This is a genomic window from Lacinutrix mariniflava (genome assembly GCF_001418015.1).
Taxonomy (GTDB): domain Bacteria; phylum Bacteroidota; class Bacteroidia; order Flavobacteriales; family Flavobacteriaceae; genus Lacinutrix; species Lacinutrix mariniflava.
The window spans coordinates 1,077,039-1,101,051 of the sequence record NZ_LIQG01000026.1; the positions used below are offsets into that span (position 1 = coordinate 1,077,039).

20 protein-coding genes are annotated in these 24,013 nt (G+C 31.9%); 7 read left to right on the forward strand and 13 right to left on the reverse strand.

Annotated features, from left to right (window positions below; all coding sequences use genetic code 11):
* Window positions 1-11 precede the first annotated feature (11 nt).
* The gene (locus ASC44_RS11715) at window positions 12-1,586 is read left to right on the forward strand and encodes a peptide MFS transporter (RefSeq protein ID WP_055447773.1); all 1,575 of its coding nucleotides are present in this window, start codon (window positions 12-14) and stop codon (window positions 1,584-1,586) included.
* Between the two features lie 102 nt (window positions 1,587-1,688).
* Window positions 1,689-2,234 (forward strand): thioredoxin family protein, encoded by a 546-nt coding sequence (locus tag ASC44_RS11720; RefSeq protein WP_055447774.1) that lies wholly within the window; start codon window positions 1,689-1,691, stop codon window positions 2,232-2,234.
* A gap of 13 nt (window positions 2,235-2,247) precedes the next feature.
* Here ASC44_RS11720 and ASC44_RS11725 read toward each other — a convergent pair whose 3' ends face one another.
* The 5 genes from ASC44_RS11725 to surE all read right to left on the reverse strand — a co-directional run bounded on the left by ASC44_RS11725 (window position 2,248) and on the right by surE (window position 7,454).
* On the reverse strand, window positions 2,248-4,266 hold the full coding sequence (locus tag ASC44_RS11725) for a ComEC/Rec2 family competence protein (protein ID WP_055447775.1): 2,019 nt from the start codon (window positions 4,264-4,266) through the stop codon (window positions 2,248-2,250).
* A 109-nt stretch (window positions 4,267-4,375) separates the two neighbouring features.
* The gene (locus tag ASC44_RS11730; RefSeq protein WP_055447776.1) at window positions 4,376-4,912 is read right to left on the reverse strand and encodes a C40 family peptidase; all 537 of its coding nucleotides are present in this window, start codon (window positions 4,910-4,912) and stop codon (window positions 4,376-4,378) included.
* 271 nt (window positions 4,913-5,183) lie between these two features.
* The gene (gene lpxB, locus ASC44_RS11735) at window positions 5,184-6,308 is read right to left on the reverse strand and encodes a lipid-A-disaccharide synthase (RefSeq protein ID WP_055447777.1); all 1,125 of its coding nucleotides are present in this window, start codon (window positions 6,306-6,308) and stop codon (window positions 5,184-5,186) included.
* A gap of 89 nt (window positions 6,309-6,397) precedes the next feature.
* Complete coding sequence (locus tag ASC44_RS11740; RefSeq protein ID WP_055447778.1) at window positions 6,398-6,685, reverse strand: hypothetical protein; 288 nt, start codon at window positions 6,683-6,685, stop codon at window positions 6,398-6,400.
* Complete coding sequence (gene surE, locus ASC44_RS11745) at window positions 6,678-7,454, reverse strand: 5'/3'-nucleotidase SurE (protein WP_055447779.1); 777 nt, start codon at window positions 7,452-7,454, stop codon at window positions 6,678-6,680. Before surE ends, ASC44_RS11740 begins: the two co-directional genes overlap by 8 nt.
* 257 nt (window positions 7,455-7,711) lie before the next feature.
* Between surE and ASC44_RS11750 the strand changes: the two genes are divergently transcribed.
* Together ASC44_RS11750 and ASC44_RS11755 are read left to right on the forward strand one after the other, a co-directional pair.
* Window positions 7,712-9,853, forward strand: coding sequence for a carboxy terminal-processing peptidase (locus ASC44_RS11750; protein WP_055447780.1), 2,142 nt, complete (start codon window positions 7,712-7,714; stop codon window positions 9,851-9,853).
* 6 nt (window positions 9,854-9,859) lie between these two features.
* Window positions 9,860-10,951 carry an ABC transporter permease gene (locus ASC44_RS11755; protein WP_055447781.1) on the forward strand — a complete coding sequence of 364 codons (1,092 nt, stop codon included), beginning with the start codon at window positions 9,860-9,862 and terminating at the stop codon, window positions 10,949-10,951.
* 107 nt (window positions 10,952-11,058) lie between these two features.
* On the opposite strand, the gene ASC44_RS11760 is transcribed toward ASC44_RS11755, so the two are convergent.
* The 3 genes from ASC44_RS11760 to ASC44_RS11770 form a co-directional block, all read right to left on the reverse strand.
* Window positions 11,059-11,850 (reverse strand): hypothetical protein, encoded by a 792-nt coding sequence (locus tag ASC44_RS11760; RefSeq protein WP_055447782.1) that lies wholly within the window; start codon window positions 11,848-11,850, stop codon window positions 11,059-11,061.
* A gap of 170 nt (window positions 11,851-12,020) precedes the next feature.
* Entirely contained in the window at window positions 12,021-13,223 is a 1,203-nt protein-coding gene (locus ASC44_RS11765) for an OmpA family protein (RefSeq protein WP_055447783.1), read from the reverse strand.
* Window positions 13,210-14,100: a dihydrofolate reductase gene (locus ASC44_RS11770; RefSeq protein WP_055447784.1), complete on the reverse strand. Its 891-nt coding sequence runs from the start codon at window positions 14,098-14,100 to the stop codon at window positions 13,210-13,212. The genes ASC44_RS11765 and ASC44_RS11770 overlap by 14 nt, the downstream gene beginning before the upstream one ends.
* 262 nt (window positions 14,101-14,362) lie before the next feature.
* On the opposite strand from ASC44_RS11770, the gene ASC44_RS11775 reads away from it, so the two are divergent.
* Window positions 14,363-14,659, forward strand: coding sequence for an isoamylase early set domain-containing protein (locus tag ASC44_RS11775; protein ID WP_055447785.1), 297 nt, complete (start codon window positions 14,363-14,365; stop codon window positions 14,657-14,659).
* Window positions 14,660-14,877: 218 nt separating this feature from the next.
* Here ASC44_RS11775 and ASC44_RS11780 read toward each other — a convergent pair whose 3' ends face one another.
* The 5 genes from ASC44_RS11780 to ASC44_RS11800 all read right to left on the reverse strand — a co-directional run bounded on the left by ASC44_RS11780 (window position 14,878) and on the right by ASC44_RS11800 (window position 20,174).
* A complete protein-coding gene (locus ASC44_RS11780) occupies window positions 14,878-15,702 on the reverse strand; it encodes a thymidylate synthase (RefSeq protein WP_055447786.1) in 825 nt (274 codons plus the stop codon).
* 228 nt (window positions 15,703-15,930) lie between these two features.
* Window positions 15,931-17,664, reverse strand: coding sequence for a NupC/NupG family nucleoside CNT transporter (locus ASC44_RS11785; protein ID WP_055447787.1), 1,734 nt, complete (start codon window positions 17,662-17,664; stop codon window positions 15,931-15,933).
* A gap of 4 nt (window positions 17,665-17,668) precedes the next feature.
* Window positions 17,669-18,283 carry a bifunctional nuclease family protein gene (locus tag ASC44_RS11790; RefSeq protein ID WP_055447788.1) on the reverse strand — a complete coding sequence of 205 codons (615 nt, stop codon included), beginning with the start codon at window positions 18,281-18,283 and terminating at the stop codon, window positions 17,669-17,671.
* Between the two features lie 81 nt (window positions 18,284-18,364).
* Window positions 18,365-19,327, reverse strand: a complete 963-nt coding sequence (locus ASC44_RS11795; protein WP_055447789.1) for an electron transfer flavoprotein subunit alpha/FixB family protein — start codon at window positions 19,325-19,327, stop codon at window positions 18,365-18,367.
* Between the two features lie 100 nt (window positions 19,328-19,427).
* On the reverse strand, window positions 19,428-20,174 hold the full coding sequence (locus tag ASC44_RS11800) for an electron transfer flavoprotein subunit beta/FixA family protein (RefSeq protein ID WP_055447790.1): 747 nt from the start codon (window positions 20,172-20,174) through the stop codon (window positions 19,428-19,430).
* Window positions 20,175-20,375: 201 nt separating this feature from the next.
* Between ASC44_RS11800 and ASC44_RS11805 the strand changes: the two genes are divergently transcribed.
* Window positions 20,376-21,353, forward strand: a complete 978-nt coding sequence (locus ASC44_RS11805) for a pyruvate dehydrogenase complex E1 component subunit beta (protein WP_055447791.1) — start codon at window positions 20,376-20,378, stop codon at window positions 21,351-21,353.
* A gap of 162 nt (window positions 21,354-21,515) precedes the next feature.
* Window positions 21,516-24,011 carry a DUF5686 and carboxypeptidase-like regulatory domain-containing protein gene (locus ASC44_RS11810; RefSeq protein WP_420835942.1) on the forward strand — a complete coding sequence of 832 codons (2,496 nt, stop codon included), beginning with the start codon at window positions 21,516-21,518 and terminating at the stop codon, window positions 24,009-24,011.
* Window positions 24,012-24,013 lie beyond the last annotated feature (2 nt).

Consider the following 24,013-nt stretch of genomic DNA (forward strand, 5'->3'; position numbering starts at 1 on the left):
AAGAGATATTTATGAGTACAACTAACTTTAGGTTTGAAGGTTCAGAAATGAATCGAAAATTATTAATGGGACATCCATCAGGACTATTTGTTCTATTTTTTACAGAAATGTGGGAGCGTTTTTCATATTATGGAATGCGTGCAATTTTAGTTCTATTTTTAACTTCTGCTATTATCGACGGTGGTTGGGCTTGGTCTAGGGAAGATGCCTTAGGCTTATATGGTACATATACAATGTTGGTTTATTTTTCTCCAATATTAGGAGGGTTATTAGCCGATAAATTTTTAGGTTATAGAAGAGCAGTTGCAATTGGAGCATTAATAATGACTTTAGGTCATGCTGCAATGGCTTTCGATACACCATGGAGTTTATACTTAGGAATTGGACTTTTAGTAGCTGGTAATGGCTTATTCAAGCCAAATATTACTTCAATTATTAATGGTGTTTATGTAAATGCTCAAAATAAAAAAGATGGTGCATTTACAATCTTTTATATGGGAGTAAATGCTGGTGCATTTTTGGGTATTCTTTTATGTGGATATATTGGAGAAAGTGTTGGATGGCATTTTGGTTTTGGATTAGCTGGAATATTTATGTTCTTAGGAATGATTCAATTTTGGTTGGCTCAAAAGATTTTTGGAAAAATAGGTTTGTCTCCATCTGAAACAGTAGACTACGTAGATGCTATCGCAGATGCCGATGAACAAGAATTTAAAACAGAAGTTGTTCCTGCTAAAGTGCAAAGAGACAGATATATGGTTGTAGCTATTTTGGCCTTCTTTACTATATTTTTCTGGGCAGCATTTGAGCAAGCAGGTGGTTCCATGACCATTTTTGCTTCAGATTATACGGATAGAGTTCTAGAAGGAGATTCTGCTACTATCTTTAGAATAGCAAATACATTACTAACAGTTGTGCCATTAATTATTATAACCTATGTACTGTTTCAATTATTTAAAATAACATTTAGTAAATACAAGTTTTCTAATTTAGCATTAGGAACTAGTTTCGCTATTATTTGGGTTATTGTTATTTGGATGTTGAAAAACCAATTTTCTGAAGAATCGACTGAAATACCTGCTTCTTGGTTTGGTATTTTAAATTCATTTTATATTATCGCTTTTGCACCTTTAGTGTCGAAAATATGGGAAAGTAAATACAATCCATCTGCAACTGTAAAGTTTGGAATTGGATTAATATTATTAGGTTTAGGATTTGGGATTTTAGCTTACGGTTCTGCATCTATACCTCAAGGAGCAAAAACAGCTTCTGTTAGTATTATGTGGTTGATTTTAGCCTATCTTTTACATACATTAGGTGAACTATCTTTATCTCCTGTAGGTTTATCTTATGTGAGTAAATTAGTGCCAGCAACAAAAATTGGTGTTATGTTTGGTCTTTGGTATATAGCTATAGGTTTAGGTAATAAAGCTGCTGGATCAATGGGAGGAATGATCGATAAGATTACTGCAGAATATGATATGAGTACATTCTTTTTAATATTTACTATTGTGCCTATTGTAGCAGGTTTAATATTAATGTCTCTAACACCAGTTGTAAAAAAACTTATGCACGGTGTAAAATAATAAGTAATAAAATTTTAACAAAACGTCTCAATAGAGGCGTTTTGTTTTTTTCGTAACTTTGGAATACTATTTGCGACTATATAAAAAATATAAATTAGTAAAATGAAAAAATACATTATTATAGCATTGTTTACGGTTTTTGCAACTGCTACTATATCGGCACAAGAAATTAATTGGATAACACTTGAAGAGGCTGTAGAGCTTCAAAAGGAAAATCCAAAAAAAATAATGATGGATATGTACACCTCTTGGTGTGGCCCTTGTAAGATGTTAGATAGGAATACATTTGCTAATAAAGACGTTGCTAAATACGTAAGTGATAATTTTTATGCTGTAAAGTTCGATGCCGAAGGTAATGATGTGGTAAAGTTTAAAGACAAAACATTTGCTAATCCAGGTTATGATCCTGCAAAAGCAAAACGTAGAAATTCAGGACATGAATTAGCACGTTTTTTTAGTATTCGCTCTTATCCAACTATTTTATTTTTAGATGAAAAAGCAGAGTTTATAGCGCCCATTATTGGTTATAAAAAACCACAACAGTTAGAGTTGTATTTGAAAATGTTTAAGAAAAATGAACATACAGGTATGGATACTCAAGCAAAATTTAATGAGTATTTTAAAAACTTTAAGCCAGAATTTAAATAGAGGTAATCTAAAGTTAATCTATTACAAAAGCTCCCTTTTCACCAGTATAGTGAAAAGGGATTTTTTGTTTTAAACAGGTTGCTTTCCACCGCGCAACGTAAGATTTATAATTACTACCATCAGCAATAATTTTTTCGGGCTTCAAGGAGTCTATTAATCTATCCATATTTATTCTTGGAGATTGTATAAGTAAAATGTAATCAGGTCTTAATCGCTTTACTTTGTAAATACCTAGACTATCTATTATAAGAATAGTAGTGTTCTTAATCTTAATAAAGGATGGTGTTTTAAATGCATCAAGTTCTGTAATTGTATTGCCTATAGTATAATCTGTTAAATTACTAAACTGAGAAAGACTATCTAAGTCCGAGTAAATATTGAGTTTATGCTGTGTCTTTTGCCCGATAACAGTATGCCTGCTTTTATGAAATAGAGTAAGAGTCTCTGTGCTATTGTCGTATTTAGTAAAGAAATTAACACTTTGAAAGAGTAAAACAGAAACTAATGTAAATTTCATCCATTTATAGTTCTTTTGGATTGCCAATTGTACAAATGCGATTGCAAATAGGTAAGCTGTAATAACTTGCCAGCCATTAAAAGAAATGTCTTTAAATAAGAAACTGTCTTGAAGCGATAACCATTTCATTAAATCATTCATACCAGAAATAATAAAACCAAAAGCATCAACAAGAAATTTTGGTAAAGCATTACACAAGGCAAGAATAATAACCAAAATACCAATACCCAGAATAAAACCTAAAAACGGAATTATAATAATATTTGCAACAAAAAATAAACCTGGAAATTGATGGAAGTAGTATAAACTAATGGGAACGACTCCAAACTGAGCAGCAATACCAACAGTAAAATAGTCCCAAACTTTAGATAAAACAAAATTTTTGGGTTGCCACAATTTTACTAATCTGGGCTGTATTGCAACAATAGCAACAACAGCCAAATAGCTTAACTGAAAACCAACATCAAACAAAAATAAAGGTTTAAAAAGGAGTAAAACAAATATCGATATAGCAAGCGTGTTGTAGATGTTAGTTGGTCGTCTTAAATGCATTCCAATAGCAATAATACTAAACATGGTAACGGCGCGAGTTACGGAGGCAGATAAGCCAGCGATTATAGCAAAACACCACATCAATACCACTAAAATTATAATAGTCGCCTCTTTGCCATATTTAAACCGTCTTAGAGGTTTTAAGGCAAAATTAAGGAGTAATAGTATCAATGCCACATGTAGGCCAGAAACAGCAAGAATATGTACAGCTCCAGCATCTGTATAGCTATCGTAAATGTCCTTACTAAGATCTTGTCGTTGTCCTAAAATGAGTGCATTAATAATGGCTAAAACATCAGGTTCAAAATCATAGATTTTTAATTTAGTATTTATAGTTTCTCTAACTAAATCGGCATAGCCATAAATGGTATGTTTGTTTTCGCTTACGCGGAAAAGCCTCTCGGGTCTAACGTAAAGTTGCTTATAGACATATTGTTTCTCTAGATAACTTCTATAATTAAATTGATATGGATTTATGGTGGAAACAATGGGTTGAAATCCTTCGGAAGTAATATAAATATTATCAACTTTTAAAACTTTATTTAGGCTATCTCTTGAAACGTTAAGTAATGCTTTACCAGAAACGGAAGCATCATTAACCTTCAAAACATCAACAATATATTTAGCGTTATAATTTCCAGATTTTAAAGTGGTTCTAATTCTAAAAGTGATTAGTTTATCGGCCGAATCAATATTTGTGTAGTTGTTTTTATCTAGTTTCTCGTTGTGGAAGTCAGTGACTAGAATTCCAATAGAAACCATTGTTAAAAAGCTAGTAACTCCAAACCAAACAGTTTTTGTTTTACTGTTTTTAGAACTAAAATAGAAAAGTGTTAATACTAGTAAGAGTAAAACTGTTGCGCACAAAATAATAGGTAATGGAATTGCTGTAAAAAAAGCGATTAGAATTCCAAGAACTAGGCAAGCCGTTAATTTAATTATAGTGAAGTTAAGAAGTTTCACTCTTTGAAGATAGTAAATAAAAACTTACAAATAACTGATAATCAATCTAAAAGAATTGTTTTTCTATCTTGCTTGGTTTTAGGGGAGGCTATTAGTGTAGGAAACAGGCTTAAAGCACACGTCTTGCTTGTACAAAAGCAAGATACCAATATCTTTCTTTTAATTTTGAAGTAATAACACCTTTACTCGTAGTAGAGTGTATAAATTCCACATCACTACCATCTATTGCTGTAACTAAACCAACATGATTTACGCTACGATTATTTTTTTTCGTAGCAAAAAATAACAAATCACCTTTACGTACTTCTTTTAAATCTATCCAATCTCCTGATTTTGCCATTGCGCTCGAAACTCTAGGGATAGCAACGTTCTCTTCTTTAAATGCAGTATAAATTAAACCAGAACAATCCATTCCTTTTTTAGTTACACCACCATATTTATAACGTGTTCCTTCATAACTTTCTGCATTCTTAATAATAGATTGCGCTATTTTAGGAACAGCAACAGTGGAGGTATTAACTTTTTTTGATGTTCTCTTAATCGTTTTTGTAGTTTTCGATTTTTTTGTAATTACGCGTTTGTTTTTAGTACTTCCGCAACTAAATAATGTAATTATAGTAAGTAGGATCAAGGCAATTTTTCGCATATTGTAAATGTAAAAATTTTATTTTAAGTTTTAGTTAAACTCTATTTTGAATTGTTATAATATTTTTGACAGTTGAAATTTTGCGACATTACTTATTCTTTTAATAATTTTAAGCCTACGATACTAGCATGCTTTTTTAGCATGCTTGCTTATTTAGTTTTCTAGTAATTTCAAAAGGTGGTCAGTTTTAGTATTCATATAAAACTCTAAAACTACAAAAGCACTATTTATTTTATAGTAACCATTTTAGATTTCTACCCAAAACGAGACTCTAATTAGCGCTAGTTTTAATAGAATTGTAAATAAGTTTAGCGGTGTTTTGGCTAGCGCCTTTTCCTCCTAAATCTCTTTCTAAATCGTAATAATCTGTAAAGAATTTTGTGCGTTCGTATTCATCAAGTAAAATATCTAACTCTTTTTTTAATCTTTTAGTATTAAAATGGTCTTGAATAAGTTCTGTTACCGATTCTTTATTCAAAATTAAATTTACGAGAGAAATATATTCTAAGTTTACCACGCGTTTACCAATTTGGTAAGACAGCCAACTACCTTTATAGCAAACCACTTGAGGAACTTTAAATAATGCAGTTTCTAATGTTGCCGTTCCAGAAGTAACTAAGGCAGCTGTAGAAACACTAAGTAAATCGTATGTTTTATTGTTTAAAAAATGAACGTTAGATTTTTTAATAAACTGTTGGTAAAATTCATAATCCTGACCTGGAGCACCTGCTATAACAAATTGGTGCTCTTTATAATCGTCTACCAAACTAAGCATAACAGAGAGGATTTTTTTTATCTCTTGTTTTCTACTTCCTGGTAATAACGCAATAATTGGTTTGTCGCTTAAGCCATTTTGTGTTCTAAATTTAGACTCGTCTACTTGGTGTCTGTCTCCAATGGCATCAATTAATGGATGGCCAACAAAATGTACAGGGAATTTGTGTTTGTCTTCGTAAAACTGCTTCTCGAAAGGCAGTATAACATACATTTGGTCTACATCCCTTTTTATGTCTTTAATTCTCCCTTCTTTCCAAGCCCATATTTGAGGCGAGATATAATAATGGTTTTTAAAGCCTTTAGGTTTTGCCCATTTAGCAATACGCAAATTAAATCCAGGGTAGTCTATGTAGATAATAACATCTGGATTAAATGTTTCGATATCTTGTTTGCAAAAAGACAGGTTTTTTGCAATGGTTCTTAGGTTCATTATTACTTCCGAAAAGCCCATAAAAGCAAGCTCGCGATAGTGTTTTACTAACGTTCCACCTTGAGCTTCCATTAAGTCTCCTCCCCAAAACCTAAAATCGGCATTTGCATCTTCACGGCGCAAGGCCTTCATGAGGTTTGAACCATGAAGATCGCCAGAAGCTTCTCCAGAAATAATATAGTATTTCATGTGGTTGATATTATTGTTTTTTTAAAGTCGCAGATTACATCCAAATAAACAATTTATTATTTAAAGTTTTAGTTAGGATGTTTAATGTCTTACAACTTATTTATAATAAAAATTAAAGCTACTAAAACAATAGCAATTAAAACACCTTTTGAGTAATCTTCTTTTTTCTTATTTAAAAAATAATAGAAAACAGGTAAATTTAGTAAAACGCCTATACTAGCGCGCTTTCCTAAAACATTTGTAGATAATATTCTATTCCCAATTTCCTGAAAAGATAAATCTAATTTTAATCCAATAATTATGGTGTAAATAGAAATTCCAATAAAGGTTGTAATTATACCAATAAGAAATCCAATAATAATAGCTTTTTTATTCATTAAAATTCCAAGTGTTAAGTTGTTGTATGGCATGATGAGCGGTCAAGTCGAATTGCACAGGAACAACAGAAATATAACCGTTCTCTAGGGCCCATTCATCGGTATCTTCACCTTTATCGTAATTTACAAATGTTCCCGTTAGCCAATAGTAATCTTTGCCTTGAGGCGTTTTTCGTTTATCAAACTCTTCTTTCCAGTTCGCTTTCGCTTGTCTGCAAATTTTTATACCTTTTAATTCGTTTTTGTCTAACTTGGGTATGTTTACGTTAAGTACAATACCTTCAGCTAAACCTTTATTTAAAACATTTGAAGTGATCGTTTTAATATAAGATTTTGAATGTTCAAAATTAGCATTCCATTTGTAGTCTAAAAGTGAAAACCCAATAGCAGGAATACCTTCAATTCCAGCTTCTATTGCTGCACTCATTGTTCCAGAATAAATAACATTTATTGAGGAGTTGCTGCCATGGTTTATGCCAGAAACAACCAGGTCTGGTCGTCTGTCAAGAATTTCGTTTACAGCAATTTTCACACAATCTGCTGGAGTACCCGAGCAACTATAGGCATCGTAGTCTCCATTTTCTACGTGAATTTTTTCAATGTGTAAAGTAGAATCTAATGTTATAGCATGTCCCATTCCACTTTGTGGACTATCTGGAGCTACAACTACAACGTCTCCCAAGGTTTTCATAATGCTTACCAAAGTGCGAATGCCTGGAGCCGTTATACCGTCGTCGTTTGTAATTAAAATTAGTGGTTTGTTTTTCATTTAAAGCCTTTAATAACAAGCTAAAATACATAATTTCTATAGTATTCAGCTAATTTTAGTGGTTTAACAAAAAATTAGGGTGTCTACAGATACTTGGCACGGTTTTTTCTTCTATTTTAGTGGAAATTTTTCCATCAACAAGGATAGTAAAATAGATAAAATAATATATGTAATAAGTATGTTTTAAAGATTTTCATTTAAAAGAAATGATTAATAACGATTTACATATTACTGTAATAAACAATAAATAACAACGTATGAAAAGGAAATATAATATACTAATGTTAGTGCTTTTATTAGCCTTTGGATCTTGTAGTTTTACTACCAAAGTGGATAACGATCCGGATAAAGATAAACTTTTGGTACAGATTATTACATTGGCTTTAGAGCAGCTACATTTTGAACCAAAAGATTTTAACGATGAATTCTCTAAAGATGTTTACACAACATATTTAACACAAATAGATCCTTTAAAGCGTTTCTTTTTAAAGAGTGATATCGAAGAATTTCAAAAGTTTGAAACCGAAATTGATGATGAACTGAAAGCATACGATATTACATTTTTTAATGTAACTAACGAACGCTTAGTACAGCGAATGCAGGAAGCTAAAACTTACTATAAAGAGGTTTTAGAGAAGCCTTTCGATTTTAATATAGATGAAGATTTTGATACAGATTACGAAAATCATGACTATGTAAAGAGTAAGAAAAAACTCAAGGATCGCTGGAGACAATTATTAAAGTTTAGTACGATTTCTAATTACGATGAATTAATTAGAACACAAGAAAGAGATACTGTTGCAACAGAAGATGGTAAAATAAAAGAGAAGAAATCTCTTAAAGCAATAGAGATTGAAGCGCGCGAGGAAACCTTAAAAAATCTAGATGTATATTATATAGATTATGTTGATGATTTACAACGCAAAGATTGGTTTGCAATGTATATAAATGCTATTGTTGAAGAATTCGACCCGCATACCTCTTATTTTGCACCAAGAGATAAAGAACGTTTTGACCAACAAATGTCGGGTAAATTAGAAGGTATTGGAGCAAGACTTTCTAAAAGGATGGATTATACTAAAATTGTTGAAGTTATTTCTGGAGGACCAGCTTGGAGAGGTCAAGATTTAGAAGTTGGAGATATTATTTTAAAAGTGCGTCAAGAAGAAGAAGAAAAAGCAGTTAGTATTGTAGGTATGCGTATTGACGATGCTATAAAATTAATAAAAGGACCAAAAGGAACTAATGTGTATTTAACTCTTAAAAAGGTTGATGGCTCAATAGAAGATATTATAATTACAAGAGATATTGTAGAGTTGGAAGAAACGTATGCTAAATCCTCTACAGTTATTAAAAATGACAAAAAATATGGAGTTATAAATCTTCCTAAGTTTTATATTGATTTTACCGATTATAATGAGCGTAATGCCGCTTCAGATATTAAGCAAGAAATTGAAAGATTAAAAGCAGAAGGAATGGAAGGTTTGGTTTTAGACCTTAGAAATAATGGAGGAGGATCTCTAAAAACAGTTGTGGATATCGCAGGTTTATTTATTAAAGATGGACCAATTGTACAAGTACGATCTACAAACGAACCCAAAGAGGTTTTAAAAGATACAGACGATGCTATTATTTGGGATGGACCTTTAGTGATCATGGTTAATGAGTTGTCAGCATCAGCATCAGAGATTTTAGCTGCAGCAATGCAAGATTACAAACGTGCTATTATTATTGGAAGTAAGCAGACTTATGGTAAAGGAACGGTTCAAAATATATTAGATTTAAACCGTATGGTACGTCAAAGTTCTCATGGAGACCTAGGAGCTATTAAAATTACACGTCAGAAATTTTATAGAATTAATGGAGGTTCAACGCAGTTAGAAGGCGTAAAGAGTGATATTGTAGTACCAGACCGTTATAGCTTTGTAGATATTGGAGAGCGTGATCAACGTAATCCATTACCTTGGGATAAAATTGAAGCTGTAAAGTACGATTCGTGGAATAGTTATTTCGATTACGATACAACTATAAGTAATAGTAAAGCACGTATGGAAAACAATACGCAACTAAAACTTATTGAAGAAAATGCGAAATGGATTAAAACACAAATGGATGAGAATATATATTCTTTAAATTATAAAAAGTATAAAGCGGAGCTGAAAGCTGATGAAGAGAAAGCAAAAGAATACGATGCGATTTCGGAATATAAAACAAACTTAACATTCGAGTCTTTACCTTATGAAACTTCTCTTTTTGAAAAAGATACGGTTTTAAAAGAAAAACGCGATAGATGGCACAAAAGCCTAAGTAAAGATGTTTATTTAGAGGAAGCATTAAATGTTATTAATGATTTAAAAATGACCTACGAAATAAAAAAAGTAGCCACTATAAAAAAATAAAAGACATTGAGTACGAAAGCAAACTCATTAAGTAAATTAGCGCTCCAAAAATTCAAAAAGAATTTTTGGGGCGTTTTTAGTTTCTATTTTATCGTATTTGTAGGTGTGATTTCTGTGTTTGCATATGTTTTTGCTCCAGATAATTCTAGGCACGCCAACCAAATGCATGTTTCGATACATTCCAAAGCTCCCGGTTTTAGTATCGCTCTATTGGTTTTGCCTTCTCAAATTGAAAACGAACAGGGTTTCTTTGATAAATTATTCTTCGGAAATATTAATACTGTAACAGAAATTCCAATATCTCAACACACTATTTCTGGTAGTACAATACATTATACTGAATATGCTTCCGATGGATTAAAAGGTATTGAGAAATCTTTTACTATTGAAGATAATACCATTCAGCCGGAAACATTAATAACAACAAAAACATTCTATTTAGGAACCGATAAATATGGTCGAGATTTACTTAGTCGTGTCTTAGTAGGTGCTCGAATTTCATTTTTTATTGGGTTTGTAGCTGTGTTTATTTCCCTGTTTATTGGAATATTTATGGGAAGTGTAGCAGGTTATTTTGGAGGTAAAGTAGATGCTTTTATTATGTGGATAATAAACGTGACTTGGTCCATACCAACACTCTTATTAGTTATCGCAATTACCTTAGCGTTAGGAAAAGGTTTTTGGCAAGTATTTATTGCTGTAGGTTTAACAATGTGGGTAGAAGTAGCAAGAGTGGTTAGAGGCCAGATTATTAGTGCAAAAGAAATGCAATATGTAACCGCAGCTCGTGCTTTAGGTTTTAATAATTTTTGCATAATTTCTAAGCATATTTTACCAAACATAATGGCTCCAGTAATTGTAATTTGCGCAGCAAATTTCGCTGCTGCAATATTAATAGAAAGTGGCTTAAGTTTTTTAGGTATTGGAGCTCAACCACCAATGGCAAGTTGGGGCGCAATGATAAAGGATCATTATAATTATATTATTCTTGGTAAACCGTATTTAGCCATTATTCCTGGCTTATGTATTATGTTTTTGGTTATGGCATTTATGCTAATTGGTAATGCTTTACGTGATGCTTTAGATGTAAAAAATTAATTATAATTAGACTTCTCGACTACGGTTAAGACGTTTTATGTAAAAAGTAATATCCTATAAGGTTTATAAAAATCTTATAGGATATTACTTTTTAATATATTGAGCTTTTAACAGCCGCCTTTAGGCCCAAAAGTAAACGTTAGTTCTTGTTCCATTGTTTCGCCTTTTGCATTTTTAGCAGGTTGCCATTTTCCTGGCATATTCACAATAAGTTCTTTTAGTTTAGTATCTAATTCTGGGTAATTGGTTGAAAAATGCATGGTTACATTTTCTACAAATCCTTCTTTTGTAATTGTAAAATAAACTTTATTCGCACGTATTTTCTTATTACTTAAATTAGCCGTTTCTGTTTTAGTATTTTTAATAAGATAATTAATTAAAGCGTCTTCTCCTTCAGTATAAAAAGCTTGCGTTTCTGGAACAATGGTATAATGCGGATTGTATTTTTTTTCTTCAGAAATACTACCGTCAATATTTTTTTCTACAAAAAGTGTTTTCATAGAAAAGTGTTTAGAGTAGTCAAGCGATTTAAAAAATGATTTTTGAGCACCTGTTAGGTTAACCGAATTAACAAATTCTCTCTTGTCTGTTCGCCTATCTTTTTCTATAATTATTATTTCAGTAGCATTAACTTTTTCAATGCGGGTGTTCTCGTCATCATTATTAAAAGGAAAAATTGTTGTTGCACTATCTAAATCTGTTTTGCTAATAGGTGCAAACCTTGAACCTATTCCGTAGTAATACTCAGACTCATTTTTGCCAGTTGTTATGTTTTTGTCGCCTACATCAAGTTGTACAAAGTCTTTTGAAGTGGTAATGTTTTCGTTAGAATTATTGCAGCTAGTAAAACTACAAGTGATTATAATTGATAGACTTAATATGATGTTTTGATTTTTCATAATTATTATATTTAAAGATTAGTATCTGTCAAATATATGTGCAGTCCAATGTTTGTCTTGTACAACAAATGTGAAAAAAGTGCAAAATTTATGTAAAACGACTTATTTAATATTGGTAATAGTAGCTATTTGTTTAGTAAGGAGTGTTTCTTAAATAAAAAAGAAAAGATTTATTTTGAAAACACGATTTCTACACGACGATTATCTTTAGAAATACTGCTTTTCATCTGTTCTTCTCCCATGCCGTTTGTGTTAATTCGGGAATTGCTAATACCTTTAATTATAAAATAATCTCTAACAGCATTTGCTCTACTTAATGAAAGCTTTTTGTTATCGAGATTTGTGCCTACAACATCTGTATGACCAATAATATTAATGTTTACTTCTGTTTTATTTAATAAGGCTTTTGAAATAGCATCCAATAATGAAAAAGAATGTGCTCCTATTATTTTACTTGATCCAGTGTCAAATTTAATTTCAAAATCTAAGGTGATTTCCGTTTCCAGATTATTTATGGTATCTAATAGTTTTGGTTTAGTTCCAGTACTTTTTAATGAATTTGCCTCCAAGAAGATTGCAGAATCGTATAATTGATCTCCAACATCGCTAATGCCTAGTTTAAAGTGGTATTTGACATCAGGAATTACTTTTGTTTTGGCGGTTAAAACAGTTGTAAAACCATCATATTGGATGCTTTTAGCTAGCTCGAAATGTTTTTCATTATTAAGAAGTGTCTCTATTGTTGAAATATTGTAGTTAAAATTGGCTATATAATATTCTGAATTAACCTCTGGGTTTATATGATCTACGGTAATAGGAGTATTTGGATCTCCATTTAATAATGCTATGTTTTTTGAAGTATTTGTATCTGTATTTGTGACTAAAAAGATAAAAACATCGTTAACATTTTTAAAGATGTATTCTGGATATTCTTCCGAAGCAAAACAATATTTAAATTCAATTTCATCGGTTGCAGAAATAAGGTCAAATTCGAATAAACTAGTATCGTAACAACCTTTGTTATCTGCAATAACGTTAATGTCTTTATCGCTTTCAAAGTTTATTTTAGAGCTTTTTTTAGTGTCATCGTTTGGCCCTTCAGCATGTTCAGCAATTCCAGTACTCATAATAACGCCTTCTTTAAAAAAAGTGTTATAAATTAAGTTTGCTTTAAAAAGACCAAATGTTTTTTTACCACCTTTAATAGTCATATTGCTTACTTCTAAATTTTCTGTATCTCCAAGTAAACTATTCATTAATTGATTAGCATTAGAAATAGGCGATACTTTTAATTGCGCATAACTAAGTTTGCAAAGAACGAGAAGCGTAAATAATATGCTTCTAAAAAATAATTTAGATTTATTTTCTTTCATAGGTCATAAACGAAAACGCATGGTTATGTTGTTCGTCGTTATCGTGCACTTTACTGTCAGTTTCTTTCCATTCATTCATATTGATCTCAGGAAAAAAAGTATCTGCAGAAAACGTGGAGTGAACCCTAGTTAATTCTATTTTAGAAGCAAAAGGCATGGCTTGCTTGTAAATTTCTCCACCACCAATAATAAAAGGTTGATTATCGCTACTCGCCGCGTCTATGGCATCTTCTATAGAGTTTACAACTAAAACGCCTTCAGGAACACGGTAGTCCTTTTGTCTTGAAATTACAACGTGCGTTCTATTAGGCAATGGCTTTGGGAAACTTTCGAATGTTTTACGTCCCATAATAATATGATGACCAGAAGTGAGTGCCTTAAACCGTTTAAGATCATCGCGTAAGTGCCAGATAAGGTCGTTGTCTTTTCCTATTTCATTGTTTTCACCTGCAGCAACAATCATTGTTAGATTTTTGTGAGGTTTAACTGTTGTTATTTTAAGGCTGTCGTTAGGTCTGGCTAAAGTAGTTTTTAGTATTTCAATTTTATCTTGCTGTTTGGCTACTAATTTTTCTATTTGCGCCTTTTCCCATTCTTTGCCCATAAATTTATTAGTAATAAATACGTTAAAGGCATGGTAGAAAAAGAAAAATAACCAAGCAGAAATAGCAATTACAAACCAATCGAGGCCAAGAATTTTTTCGTCTTTCCCAATACCTAAAACTGTATTTGCTAGAATTAGAAATACGGCTCCAATTAAGAAAATGACGAAGTGTATGTATAATCCTTTTTTCTGTTTAACTCGACGTTGAGCATTTTCAATTAAAGCAAACTGCTCTTGATCTATTTGTGGTTTTTGTTTCTTTTTTCCGAACATAATTTCTGATTAAAAGGTAAAGTTAAAGTATTAAAGTGAGTTTTTGTTTTTTTTATTTTAACGCAATCGTTTGCGTTTGGTAATCAGTATTTTAACTTAAATAACGGAGGTGCTGTATCAATAAAAAAGACCTCTTTTAAATATGTTATTCTAAAATATTACAAAGTATTTTAATAATGTAACAATTCTTTGTCAAATGTTAGGTGCAGAGTTTGTTACTAATGTATTGTTGTATAATTTTGAATTATAAAACATTAATAATATGGCTATTACAAAACAATTCTTAAAATCTAAACCAGTTTGTAAAGTAACATTTACAGTACCAGCTGCAGAAGCGAATGAAGTTAAAGTTGTTGGGAATTTTAACGAGTGGAATCCAAAAGCTACCGCACTAAAGAAATTAAAAAACGGAACCTTTAAAGGGACTATAAACTTAGAAAAAGATAAATCTTACGAGTTTAGATACTTGGTAGATGGACAGTGGAAAAATGACGAGCAAGCTGATGCTTTTGCTTGGAATGAGTATGCTGCAGATGAGAACGGTGTAATTAACTTATAGTTTTACAACAATCTAAAATAAAAAAGCTTTCGTGAGAAAGCTTTTTTTTGTTTTATATAGTTAAGAATCAATTCTCATTGTTTTATAAATTCGATCTTATTGCCTATTTTGTTATGGGTGAAAATATTGGTTCATTATTCTTCACCATAGCCTCAGGTAAATTTATCTCTTGATTTTATTTTGAAATAGATAATTAATCAATTTTTAGTAAGTGTCTTTTATACGGCAACCTGACCTTTAATATGTGGATGCGGATTATAATCTTCCAGAGTGAAATCTTCAAATTTAAAATCGAAAATATCTGTAATCTCAGGATTCAGTTTCATTTTTGGTAATGGTCTGCAATCACGAGATAATTGTAATTCTAATTGTTCTTTATGGTTGTTATAAATATGAGCGTCTCCAAAGGTGTGAATAAACTCACCTGCTTCATAGCCACAAACTTGAGCCATCATCATAGTAAATAAAGCATATGATGCTATGTTAAATGGAACACCTAAAAAGATGTCCGCACTACGTTGATATAATTGGCAAGACAGTTTACCGTTTGCTACATAAAACTGAAAGAACGCATGGCAAGGCGGTAAAGCAGCTTTTCCATTAGCCACATTTTCATCGAAAGATTTTGATGTGTCAGGTAACACTGAAGGATTCCAAGCAGAAACCAACATTCTACGACTATTAGGATTGTTTTTTAAAGTCTCTATAACTTCTGTTATTTGATCTACTTCATCACTATTCCAATTACGCCATTGGTGTCCATAAACAGGACCTAAATCACCATTCTTATCTGCCCAAGAATTCCATATTTTAACACCGTTTTCAGTAAGGTAATCAATATTTGTATCACCTTTTAAAAACCATAATAGCTCGTAAATAATAGATTTTAAGTGTAATTTTTTAGTGGTAACCATTGGGAAACCTTCACTTAAATCGAAACGTAATTGATAGCCAAAAACACTTTTTGTTCCTGTTCCTGTTCTATCTCCTTTTTCGTTTCCGTTTTCTAAAACGTGTTTTACTAGCTCGTGGTATTGTTTCATAGTGCGCGCATTCCTACGAAGGCAGGAATCTCTTAATCGTTAATAATGGTGTCGTAATGTATACAAAAATAACTAAAACAAATTTACTTAGATGCCACTTTAAGACTTCATTTTAATGATTAAAAATGTGTAGAAAAACAAAAGACTCTTAATTGAATATTAAGAGTCTTTTGTTAATTATATATTGTTTCTCCAGTATTGAGAAGTTTCTGACTTTATAAAGATTTATTAGCCTATTATCATTCCTGCAATAGTAGCCGAAATTAAGGATGCAATTGTTCCTCCAATTAAAGCTTTCATTCCAAATTGAGACAATTGCTTTCGTTGTCCTGGTGCTAAAGAACCAATACCACCTATTTGTATTCCGATAGAAGCAAAGTTTGCAAATCCACATAGCATATAAGTGGCCATGATAACAGATTTTTCGTAAGTTAAATGTGTTGCATTAGTTACATTTTTAAGCTCTGCTAATTGTATGTATCCTATAAATTCACTTGCAGCTAATTTAATACCTAAAAGTTGTCCCATTAGTGCCATATCTTCTTTGGCAACACCTATTAACCACATTAATGGTGCAAAAATATAACCTAGAATGAATTCTAATGATAAGGCTTTGTAAGGTGTGTTTGCGGCTATTACATCATTTAATGAGGTAAATTGCCATTTTAGGTTTAAAGCGTCAATCTCAAAACCATTAAATCCAGCAATTCCTCCTAATACGCCATTTATCATTGCTATAAAAGCAACAAAAACCAATAGCATTGCACCAACATTTACAGCTAGTCTTAAGCCTTCTGTTGTACCGTTTGCAATAGCTTCAAGTATATTAGAACCAATTTTCTCTTGAGATACTTCTACATCTGTATTTACTTCTTCAGTTTGAGGAAATAATATTTTCGAGATTACAATCGCACCAGGTGCCGCCATTACAGATGCTGCTAGTAAATGCTTAGCGTAAAAAAGTTGTAATACTTCATCTTCACCTCCTAAAAACCCAATGTATGCTGCTAATACAGCACCTGCAACGGTTGCCATACCACCAATCATGACTAAGAGTATTTCAGACTTATTCATTTTTTCTAAATAAGCCTTGATTAAAAGCGGTGCTTCTGTTTGACCTAAAAAAATATTTCCTGCCACACTTAAACTTTCAGCTCCAGAGATTCCTAATATTTTAGTAAGTAATAAACCCATTAACTTTACTACTTTCTGAATAATGCCTAAATAAAACAAGACAGAGGTTAAAGCAGAAAAGAATATAATTGTTGGTAGTACTTGAAAAGCAAAAATAAATCCAAAAGAAGTAACATCTAGCATACCGCCAAATAAGAACTCACTTCCGGCTTGTGTATAGCTTAATAATTCTATAAAACCTTTACCGATAAATTCGAATATTGTTTTTACAAAGCTTACTTTTAAAACACCTACAGCTATTACGAGCTGAAGTATCAAACCTAAACCAACGGTTTTCCAGTTGATGCCTTTACGGTTGCTACTAAATAAGAAGGCAACAAATAATAAGGTAATCATACCCAAAATACCACGCCATAGACTTCCTAAAGAAAAACCTTGACTAGGAATTATTGTACCATTATCTGGTTTTGTAGTTTCTAAAACGATAGTTTCTTCAACTAAAGTGGTAGGTAGAGCTTTATAATTATAAACTATGTTTTTATTCTTAATAACTAACGTAGAATCTGTAAGTTCGGCTATTTTGTAATGCCTAATAGAATTTGAAACATCGTTATGATAAAATACGAGTAAGTTGTTTTGGTAAATGTAATCTCCTTTTACATCCTGAATAGAATCTCCTGTAAAAGCAAACTCACCTTCATTAAGTTCTAGGCTTGTAAAATTGCTAGTAGGAGATTGAGATATCCATTTTTTTTCAAGATCTTGTCCAAAAATGGTAGTTATCCCCAAAAAAACAGCTGCAACAGCTAATAGTAAATTTTTAATCATAAGGTTATCTTTTAGAAATCTCGTCGCGAATTTTTGCTGCTGTTTCGTAGTCTTCATTTTCTACAGCTTCGCCAAGTAAGTTGTTTAACTCTTCTAATGAGTGAGAATCATAATCGTCTGAATCGACGAACTCCAATTCTTCATTTATAATATCTTCAACTAAGATACTATCGTCATCTTCGTCGTTTTCATCTTTGTTAGGGTCTACTTTTAAATAGATTCCTGCTTTATCTAAGATGTTTTTGTAAGTAAAAATTGGTGCTTTAAAACGTAAAGCTAAAGCTATAGCATCGCTTGTTCTTGCATCAATTATTTCTTCAATCTTATCGCGTTCGCAAATAAGGCTAGAATAGAAAACACCGTCTACTAACTTGTGAATGATCACTTGCTTTACAACAATATCAAATCTGTCTGCAAAATTTTTAAATAAATCGTGCGTTAGTGGACGTGGCGGTCGAATTTCTTTTTCAAGAGCAATTGCAATAGATTGAGCCTCAAAAGCACCAATTACTATTGGTAGTTTGCGTTCGCCATCTACCTCGTTTAATATTAATGCGTATGCGCCATTTTGTGTCTGGCTGTACGATATTCCTTTTATTTTTAGTCTAACTAAACTCATAAATATTTTAATCAAAAAAAAGCGGTTTAAATTGTAAAATAGAATTTAAACCGCTTTTTCACGAGCACAATTTATAAAAAATTAAGCGTTTGCCGCTTTAAAAGCTTTTAATTTTTCGATAAGTGCAGGTACAACTTCAAAAGCATCGCCTACAACACCATAATCTGCAGCCTTAAAGAAAGGTGCTTCTGGGTCTGTATTAATAACAACTTTTACTTTACTTGCATTAATTCCTGCTAAATGTTGGATTGCTCCAGAAATACCAATAGCAATGTATAAATTAGACGCTACAGGTTTTCCTGTTTGTCCAACGTGTTCGCTATGTGGTCTCCATCCTAAATCACTTACTGGCTTAGAACAAGCAGTTGCAGCTCCAAGAACTTCTGCTAATTCTTCTATCATTCCCCAGTTTTCCGGTCCTTTCATTCCACGACCTGCTGAAACTACTATTTCTGCATCGGCAATAGTCACTTTATCTGTTGCTTTATCTACAGATTGTACTGTAACTCCAGATTCTGGAAGCGTAGGAGCGAAGTCTTCTGAAGAAGCACTTGCACTATTTTCTACTAACCCAAAAGAGTTATTAGATACACCTACAACTTTTACATCTGTATTTATTGTAGTAATGTTAAAAGCTTTGTTTGTAAAAGCTGTACGTTTTACTGTAAAAGGCGAAGTGCTTGAAGGTGCTTCCATAACATTAGAAGCATATCCTGCATTTAAACCTACTGCTAAAATAGGCGCTAAATATTTGCTATCTGCACTTTGGCTAACGATAACTACTTTTGCATCTTCTTTTTCTGCTGCTTGTTTTATAACTGAAGCATAAGATTTTGCGTTAAAAGCGTCTAAAGCAGAATTTGAGACATTCAATACTTTATCTACTCCGTAATTTGCTAATTCGCTTGTATCTGCTGCATTAACTGTAACAGCGGTAACAGTAGTACCTAATTGGTTTGCTACTGCTTTGGCATAAGAAGCAACCTCTAAGGCTGTTTTCTTAAATTTTCCATTTTCTGATTCTGTATATACTAAAACTGACATGTTTTTCTTTTTTTTATCCTGAACTAGTTTCAGGATCTCATTAATCTTTCATTTAATTTCAAAAGATTCCGAAGCAAGTTCGGAATGATTTAACCTATAATTAAATCACCTTAGCTTCGTTATGAAGTAAGTTTACTAGCTCATCTAAATTACCAGCATCAACTAAAGTAACTACTCCTTTAGGTTCTGGTTTTTCAAATTTAATTGAAGATGTTTCAGTTTCTGCATTAGCAGCTTCAACAACATTTAAAGGTTTTTTACGAGCCATCATAATACCTCTCATGTTAGGGATACGTAAATCGCTTTCCTCAACTAATCCTTTTTGTCCGGCAATTACTAAAGGTAAACTTGTAGCAACCGTTTCTTTTCCACCATCAATTTCTCTACTAGCTGTTGCGTTTGTACCTTCAATTTCTAAACTAATACAATTTGAAACAAAATTTGCTCCTATTAATTCAGATAACATGCCTGGAACCATTCCTCCATTATAATCAATAGATTCGCGACCAGCAATAACTAAATCGTATCCACCATCTTTTACTACTTTTGCTAATTCTTTAGCAACTTGAAAACCATCTTTTGCTTCAGTATTTACTCTAATAGCAGAGTCTGCACCAATAGCTAGAGCTTTACGTAAAGTCGGTTCTGTTTCTGCACCACCAACATTTACAACATCTACACTTGCACCTTGCTTTTCTTTAAACCACATGGCACGTGTTAAACCAAACTCATCGTTAGGGTTTATTACAAATTGAACACCGTTGGTGTCGAATTTTGCATCTCCATCTGTAAAATTAATTTTTGATGTAGTGTCTGGAACGTGACTTATACACACTAATATTTTCATATTTATTATAATTAAATTAAGACTATTTTGTTTGTGAAGCCCTCTACTCAATCGTTATCGTTAAATGCTTCAACTTTCAAGATTACGAAGATAAATATTTTATTCTAAAAAAATACTATGCATGCATAATAAATTTTAAATAAAAACTGCTTTATTAGTTTAGAGTTATTCTTATTTTTGTTTTTCAATATATAAATTAATATGAAGACAATTCAATTTAGAGAAGCTATATGTGAAGCCATGAGTGAAGAAATGCGTCGCGACGAAAGCATTTACTTAATGGGTGAGGAAGTAGCAGAATATAATGGTGCATATAAAGCATCTAAAGGTATGTTAGAAGAGTTTGGAGCAAAACGTGTTATTGATACACCTATTGCAGAGCTTGGTTTTGCTGGTATAGCGATTGGTTCTACCATGACAGGAAATAGACCAATTGTAGAATACATGACCTTTAACTTCTCTTTAGTTGGTATTGATCAAATTATAAATAATGCTGCAAAAATTAGACAAATGTCTGGTGGACAGCTTAAATGTCCAATTGTTTTTAGAGGTCCAACAGGATCAGCAGGACAATTAGGAGCAACACATTCGCAAGCTTTCGAGAGTTGGTTTGCTAACACTCCAGGTTTAAAAGTAGTAGTACCATCTAATCCTTATGATGCGAAAGGACTTTTAAAGGCTGCTATTCGTGATGACGATCCAGTAATTTTTATGGAGAGCGAGCAAATGTATGGTGATAAAGGTGAAGTGCCAGAAGGTGAATACACAATTCCATTAGGTGTTGCCGAAATTAAAAGAGAAGGTACAGATGTTACTATTGTTTCTTTTGGTAAAATTATTAAGGAAGCATACAAAGCCGCAGACGAATTAGCTAAAGATGGTATTTCTTGCGAAATTATAGATTTACGTACAGTAAGACCTTTAGATAAAGAAGCTATTTTAAAATCTGTAAAGAAAACAAACCGTTTAGTAGTTTTAGAAGAAGCTTGGCCTTTTGGTAATGTTTCTACAGATATAACTTATATGGTACAAGCTGAAGCTTTCGATTATTTAGATGCTCCAGTTGTAAAAATAAACACGGCAGATACGCCTGCGCCATATTCACCAGTACTATTAGCAGAATGGTTACCAGATTATACAGAGGTAATTAAGGCTGTTAAAAAGGTGATGTACAAATAGAAAAATAAAAAATAATTTTATATCAAACTTCATTAGCACAATTGTTGATGAAGTTTGTTTGTTTTTATTCTATTCTCATCAAACATTTATATCTATAAGTCGTTCTTAGATATGTGTTTATAATAGGACTTATAAAAAAACAATAAAAATTGACATATGAAAATGAAATATTTATTCTTGTTATTATGCTTCGGAAGTCTTTCCGCTTTAGCGCAAACTAAAGTTAGTGGTCATGTTTATGATGATACTAATATGCCTGCTCCATATGTTAATATTTATTTTGAAGGAACAAGTATTGGTACAATTACAGATGAAAATGGTACTTATTATATAGAGTCTGACGAAACACAAAGTAGTATTGTGTACTCTTTTATTGGTTTTAAAACAGAAACGGTAAAATTGCCGCAAAAAGTTAATTATAAGTTTGATATTACGTTACAAGAAGACGCTGCAACACTACAAGAAGTAGTGCTTGTATCGGGAAAGCAACCTAAGAAAAATAATCCTGCAATAGATATTTTACGTAAAATTTGGGCGAATAAAAGAAGTAATGGATTAAAGCAGTACAAGCAATATAAGTATGATAAATATGAAAAGGTTGAGTTCGATTTAAACACTATAGATAGTACTACTATTAATAGTAAATTGTTCCGTGGAATGGAATTTGTTTTCGAGCAAGTTGATACTTCTAAAGTAACCGGTAAAACCTATTTGCCAATGTTTATTAATGAGTCTTCGGCAGAGGTTTATGGTGATAATATTATAAAGGAAAAACGCGAGATTTTAAAAGGAAATAAAAATTCTGGATTTAGTAATAATCAAATTATTATTGATTTTGTTGACGATTTATATAGCGAGTACGATGTTTATGATAATTACTTAAAGTTCTTCGATAAGAGTTTTACAAGTCCTATTTCTAGAACAGGAATACAAACGTATAACTATGTTTTGGCCGATAGTTCTTTTATAGATAACAAATGGTGCTACAATATTATTTACTATCCAAGACGTAAAAACGAATTGACCTTTAAAGGAGATTTTTGGGTTGCAGATACTACGTTTGCTATTAAAAATATTAATATGCAAGCTTCTAAAAGCGCGAATATTAATTGGGTAAAAGAAATTTATATAGAGCAAGAGTTTGATGTTTTAAACGATTCTACTTTCTTGATTAAACGTGATTATTTTATGTCTGATTTTGCTTTTAATAAAAAAGAAAAATCACAAGGTATATACGGTAAGCGTACAACTTTATATGATAATTATAAATTTGACGAGAAGAAAGATCCTAAATTCTATAAAGAAAAAATTTATAGTTTTGATGAAGATTTATATAATCAAGATGAAGCTTTTTGGGATAAAAACAGAATGGAAACTTTAAGTAAAGATGAGAAGGGTGTTTATGTAATGCTAGATTCTTTAAAGAATACTAAAAAATTTAAACGACTTTATAATTTAGGAAGTATACTAGCTTCTGGCTATGTAGAGTTCGATGAATTGAATTTAGATTATGGACCTATTTTTTCAACCTTTGGATATAATGAAGTTGAAGGTGTTAGATTAAGAGGAGGAGGAAGAACGTATTTTGGACAGAACGATTTATGGCGTTTAGAAGGGTTTTTAGCTTATGGGTTTAGAGATGATAAATTTAAATACGGTATTTCTGGAAAATGGTTGGTCGATAAGAAAAGTAGATTGATTCTTTCGGGAGGAAATAGAAGAGATGTAGAGCAGATAGGAGCAAGTTTAACGAGTTCTACAGATGTTTTAGGGCGTAGTTTAGCATCTTCATCTGTAGTTGGTACAGGAACCAACGATAAATTAACCAACGTTAATTTAACTACTGTTGCCATAGAAGCAGAGCCGTTTAGAAATTTTATTACACGCTTAAGCGGAACTTATAAAACGCTAGAATCAGCTTCGGAAACGTTTAGCTTAGATTATTTTACTGATGCTACACAGACAGAAACAAAATCTGAAATTAAACAATACGAAACAGCACTGTCTTTATCTTATTTTCCAAAACGCGAAATGACAGGATTTGGAGTAGAGCGTAGAAATAAGAACGATGATTTTGCCAGAATTTTTGCGCAAATTACTGTTGGAGATCCAACTTTATTTAATAGTGATTTCGATTATAAGAAATTACAGTTCTCATATTACCAGCCATGGTCTCTAGGAGGATTTGGTCGCTTAACAACTAGTATAGAGGTTGGTAAAACGTATGGAGATATTCCTTTAGGTTTAATGAGTGTAGTGCCAGGAAATCAAAGTTATTTCTCTATCTATAATACATTTTCAAATTTAGATTTTTACGAGTTTGTAACAGACGAGTATGCTACACTTCATATAGAGCATAACTTTAACGGACGCTTCTTTTCAAGAATACCACTTCTTAAAAAGTATAACCTTAGAGCTATCGTTGGCTTTAGAGGTGTAATGGGTAATGTTTCTCAAAATAACAGAGATATAAACGCTTCGGGACTTACTTATGTAGCTCCAAATAAGGAAGCGTATTACGAGTATAGTGTTGGTGTAGGTAATATTTTTAAAGTCTTTAGAATCGACTTTAATTTTAGAGGTAACTATCTAGATCCAGTGCTTAATCCGGAAGCTAGAAAGTTTGGTGTTACGGGAAGTTTTGGATTCTATTTTTAAGA

Coding starts and splice junctions, on each gene's coding strand:
- ASC44_RS11715 (WP_055447773.1), top strand. CDS start 12: ATGAGTACAACTAACTTTAGGTTTGAAGGTTCAGAAATGAATCGAAAA.
- ASC44_RS11720 (WP_055447774.1), top strand. CDS start 1,689: ATGAAAAAATACATTATTATAGCATTGTTTACGGTTTTTGCAACTGCT.
- ASC44_RS11730 (WP_055447776.1), bottom strand. CDS start 4,912: ATGCGAAAAATTGCCTTGATCCTACTTACTATAATTACATTATTTAGT.
- lpxB (WP_055447777.1), bottom strand. CDS start 6,308: ATGAAATACTATATTATTTCTGGAGAAGCTTCTGGCGATCTTCATGGT.
- ASC44_RS11740 (WP_055447778.1), bottom strand. CDS start 6,685: ATGAATAAAAAAGCTATTATTATTGGATTTCTTATTGGTATAATTACA.
- surE (WP_055447779.1), bottom strand. CDS start 7,454: ATGAAAAACAAACCACTAATTTTAATTACAAACGACGACGGTATAACG.
- ASC44_RS11750 (WP_055447780.1), top strand. CDS start 7,712: ATGAAAAGGAAATATAATATACTAATGTTAGTGCTTTTATTAGCCTTT.
- ASC44_RS11760 (WP_055447782.1), bottom strand. CDS start 11,850: ATGAAAAATCAAAACATCATATTAAGTCTATCAATTATAATCACTTGT.
- ASC44_RS11765 (WP_055447783.1), bottom strand. CDS start 13,223: ATGAAAGAAAATAAATCTAAATTATTTTTTAGAAGCATATTATTTACG.
- ASC44_RS11770 (WP_055447784.1), bottom strand. CDS start 14,100: ATGTTCGGAAAAAAGAAACAAAAACCACAAATAGATCAAGAGCAGTTT.
- ASC44_RS11775 (WP_055447785.1), top strand. CDS start 14,363: ATGGCTATTACAAAACAATTCTTAAAATCTAAACCAGTTTGTAAAGTA.
- ASC44_RS11780 (WP_055447786.1), bottom strand. CDS start 15,702: ATGAAACAATACCACGAGCTAGTAAAACACGTTTTAGAAAACGGAAAC.
- ASC44_RS11785 (WP_055447787.1), bottom strand. CDS start 17,664: ATGATTAAAAATTTACTATTAGCTGTTGCAGCTGTTTTTTTGGGGATA.
- ASC44_RS11790 (WP_055447788.1), bottom strand. CDS start 18,283: ATGAGTTTAGTTAGACTAAAAATAAAAGGAATATCGTACAGCCAGACA.
- ASC44_RS11795 (WP_055447789.1), bottom strand. CDS start 19,327: ATGTCAGTTTTAGTATATACAGAATCAGAAAATGGAAAATTTAAGAAA.
- ASC44_RS11800 (WP_055447790.1), bottom strand. CDS start 20,174: ATGAAAATATTAGTGTGTATAAGTCACGTTCCAGACACTACATCAAAA.
- ASC44_RS11805 (WP_055447791.1), top strand. CDS start 20,376: ATGAAGACAATTCAATTTAGAGAAGCTATATGTGAAGCCATGAGTGAA.
- ASC44_RS11810 (WP_420835942.1), top strand. CDS start 21,516: ATGAAATATTTATTCTTGTTATTATGCTTCGGAAGTCTTTCCGCTTTA.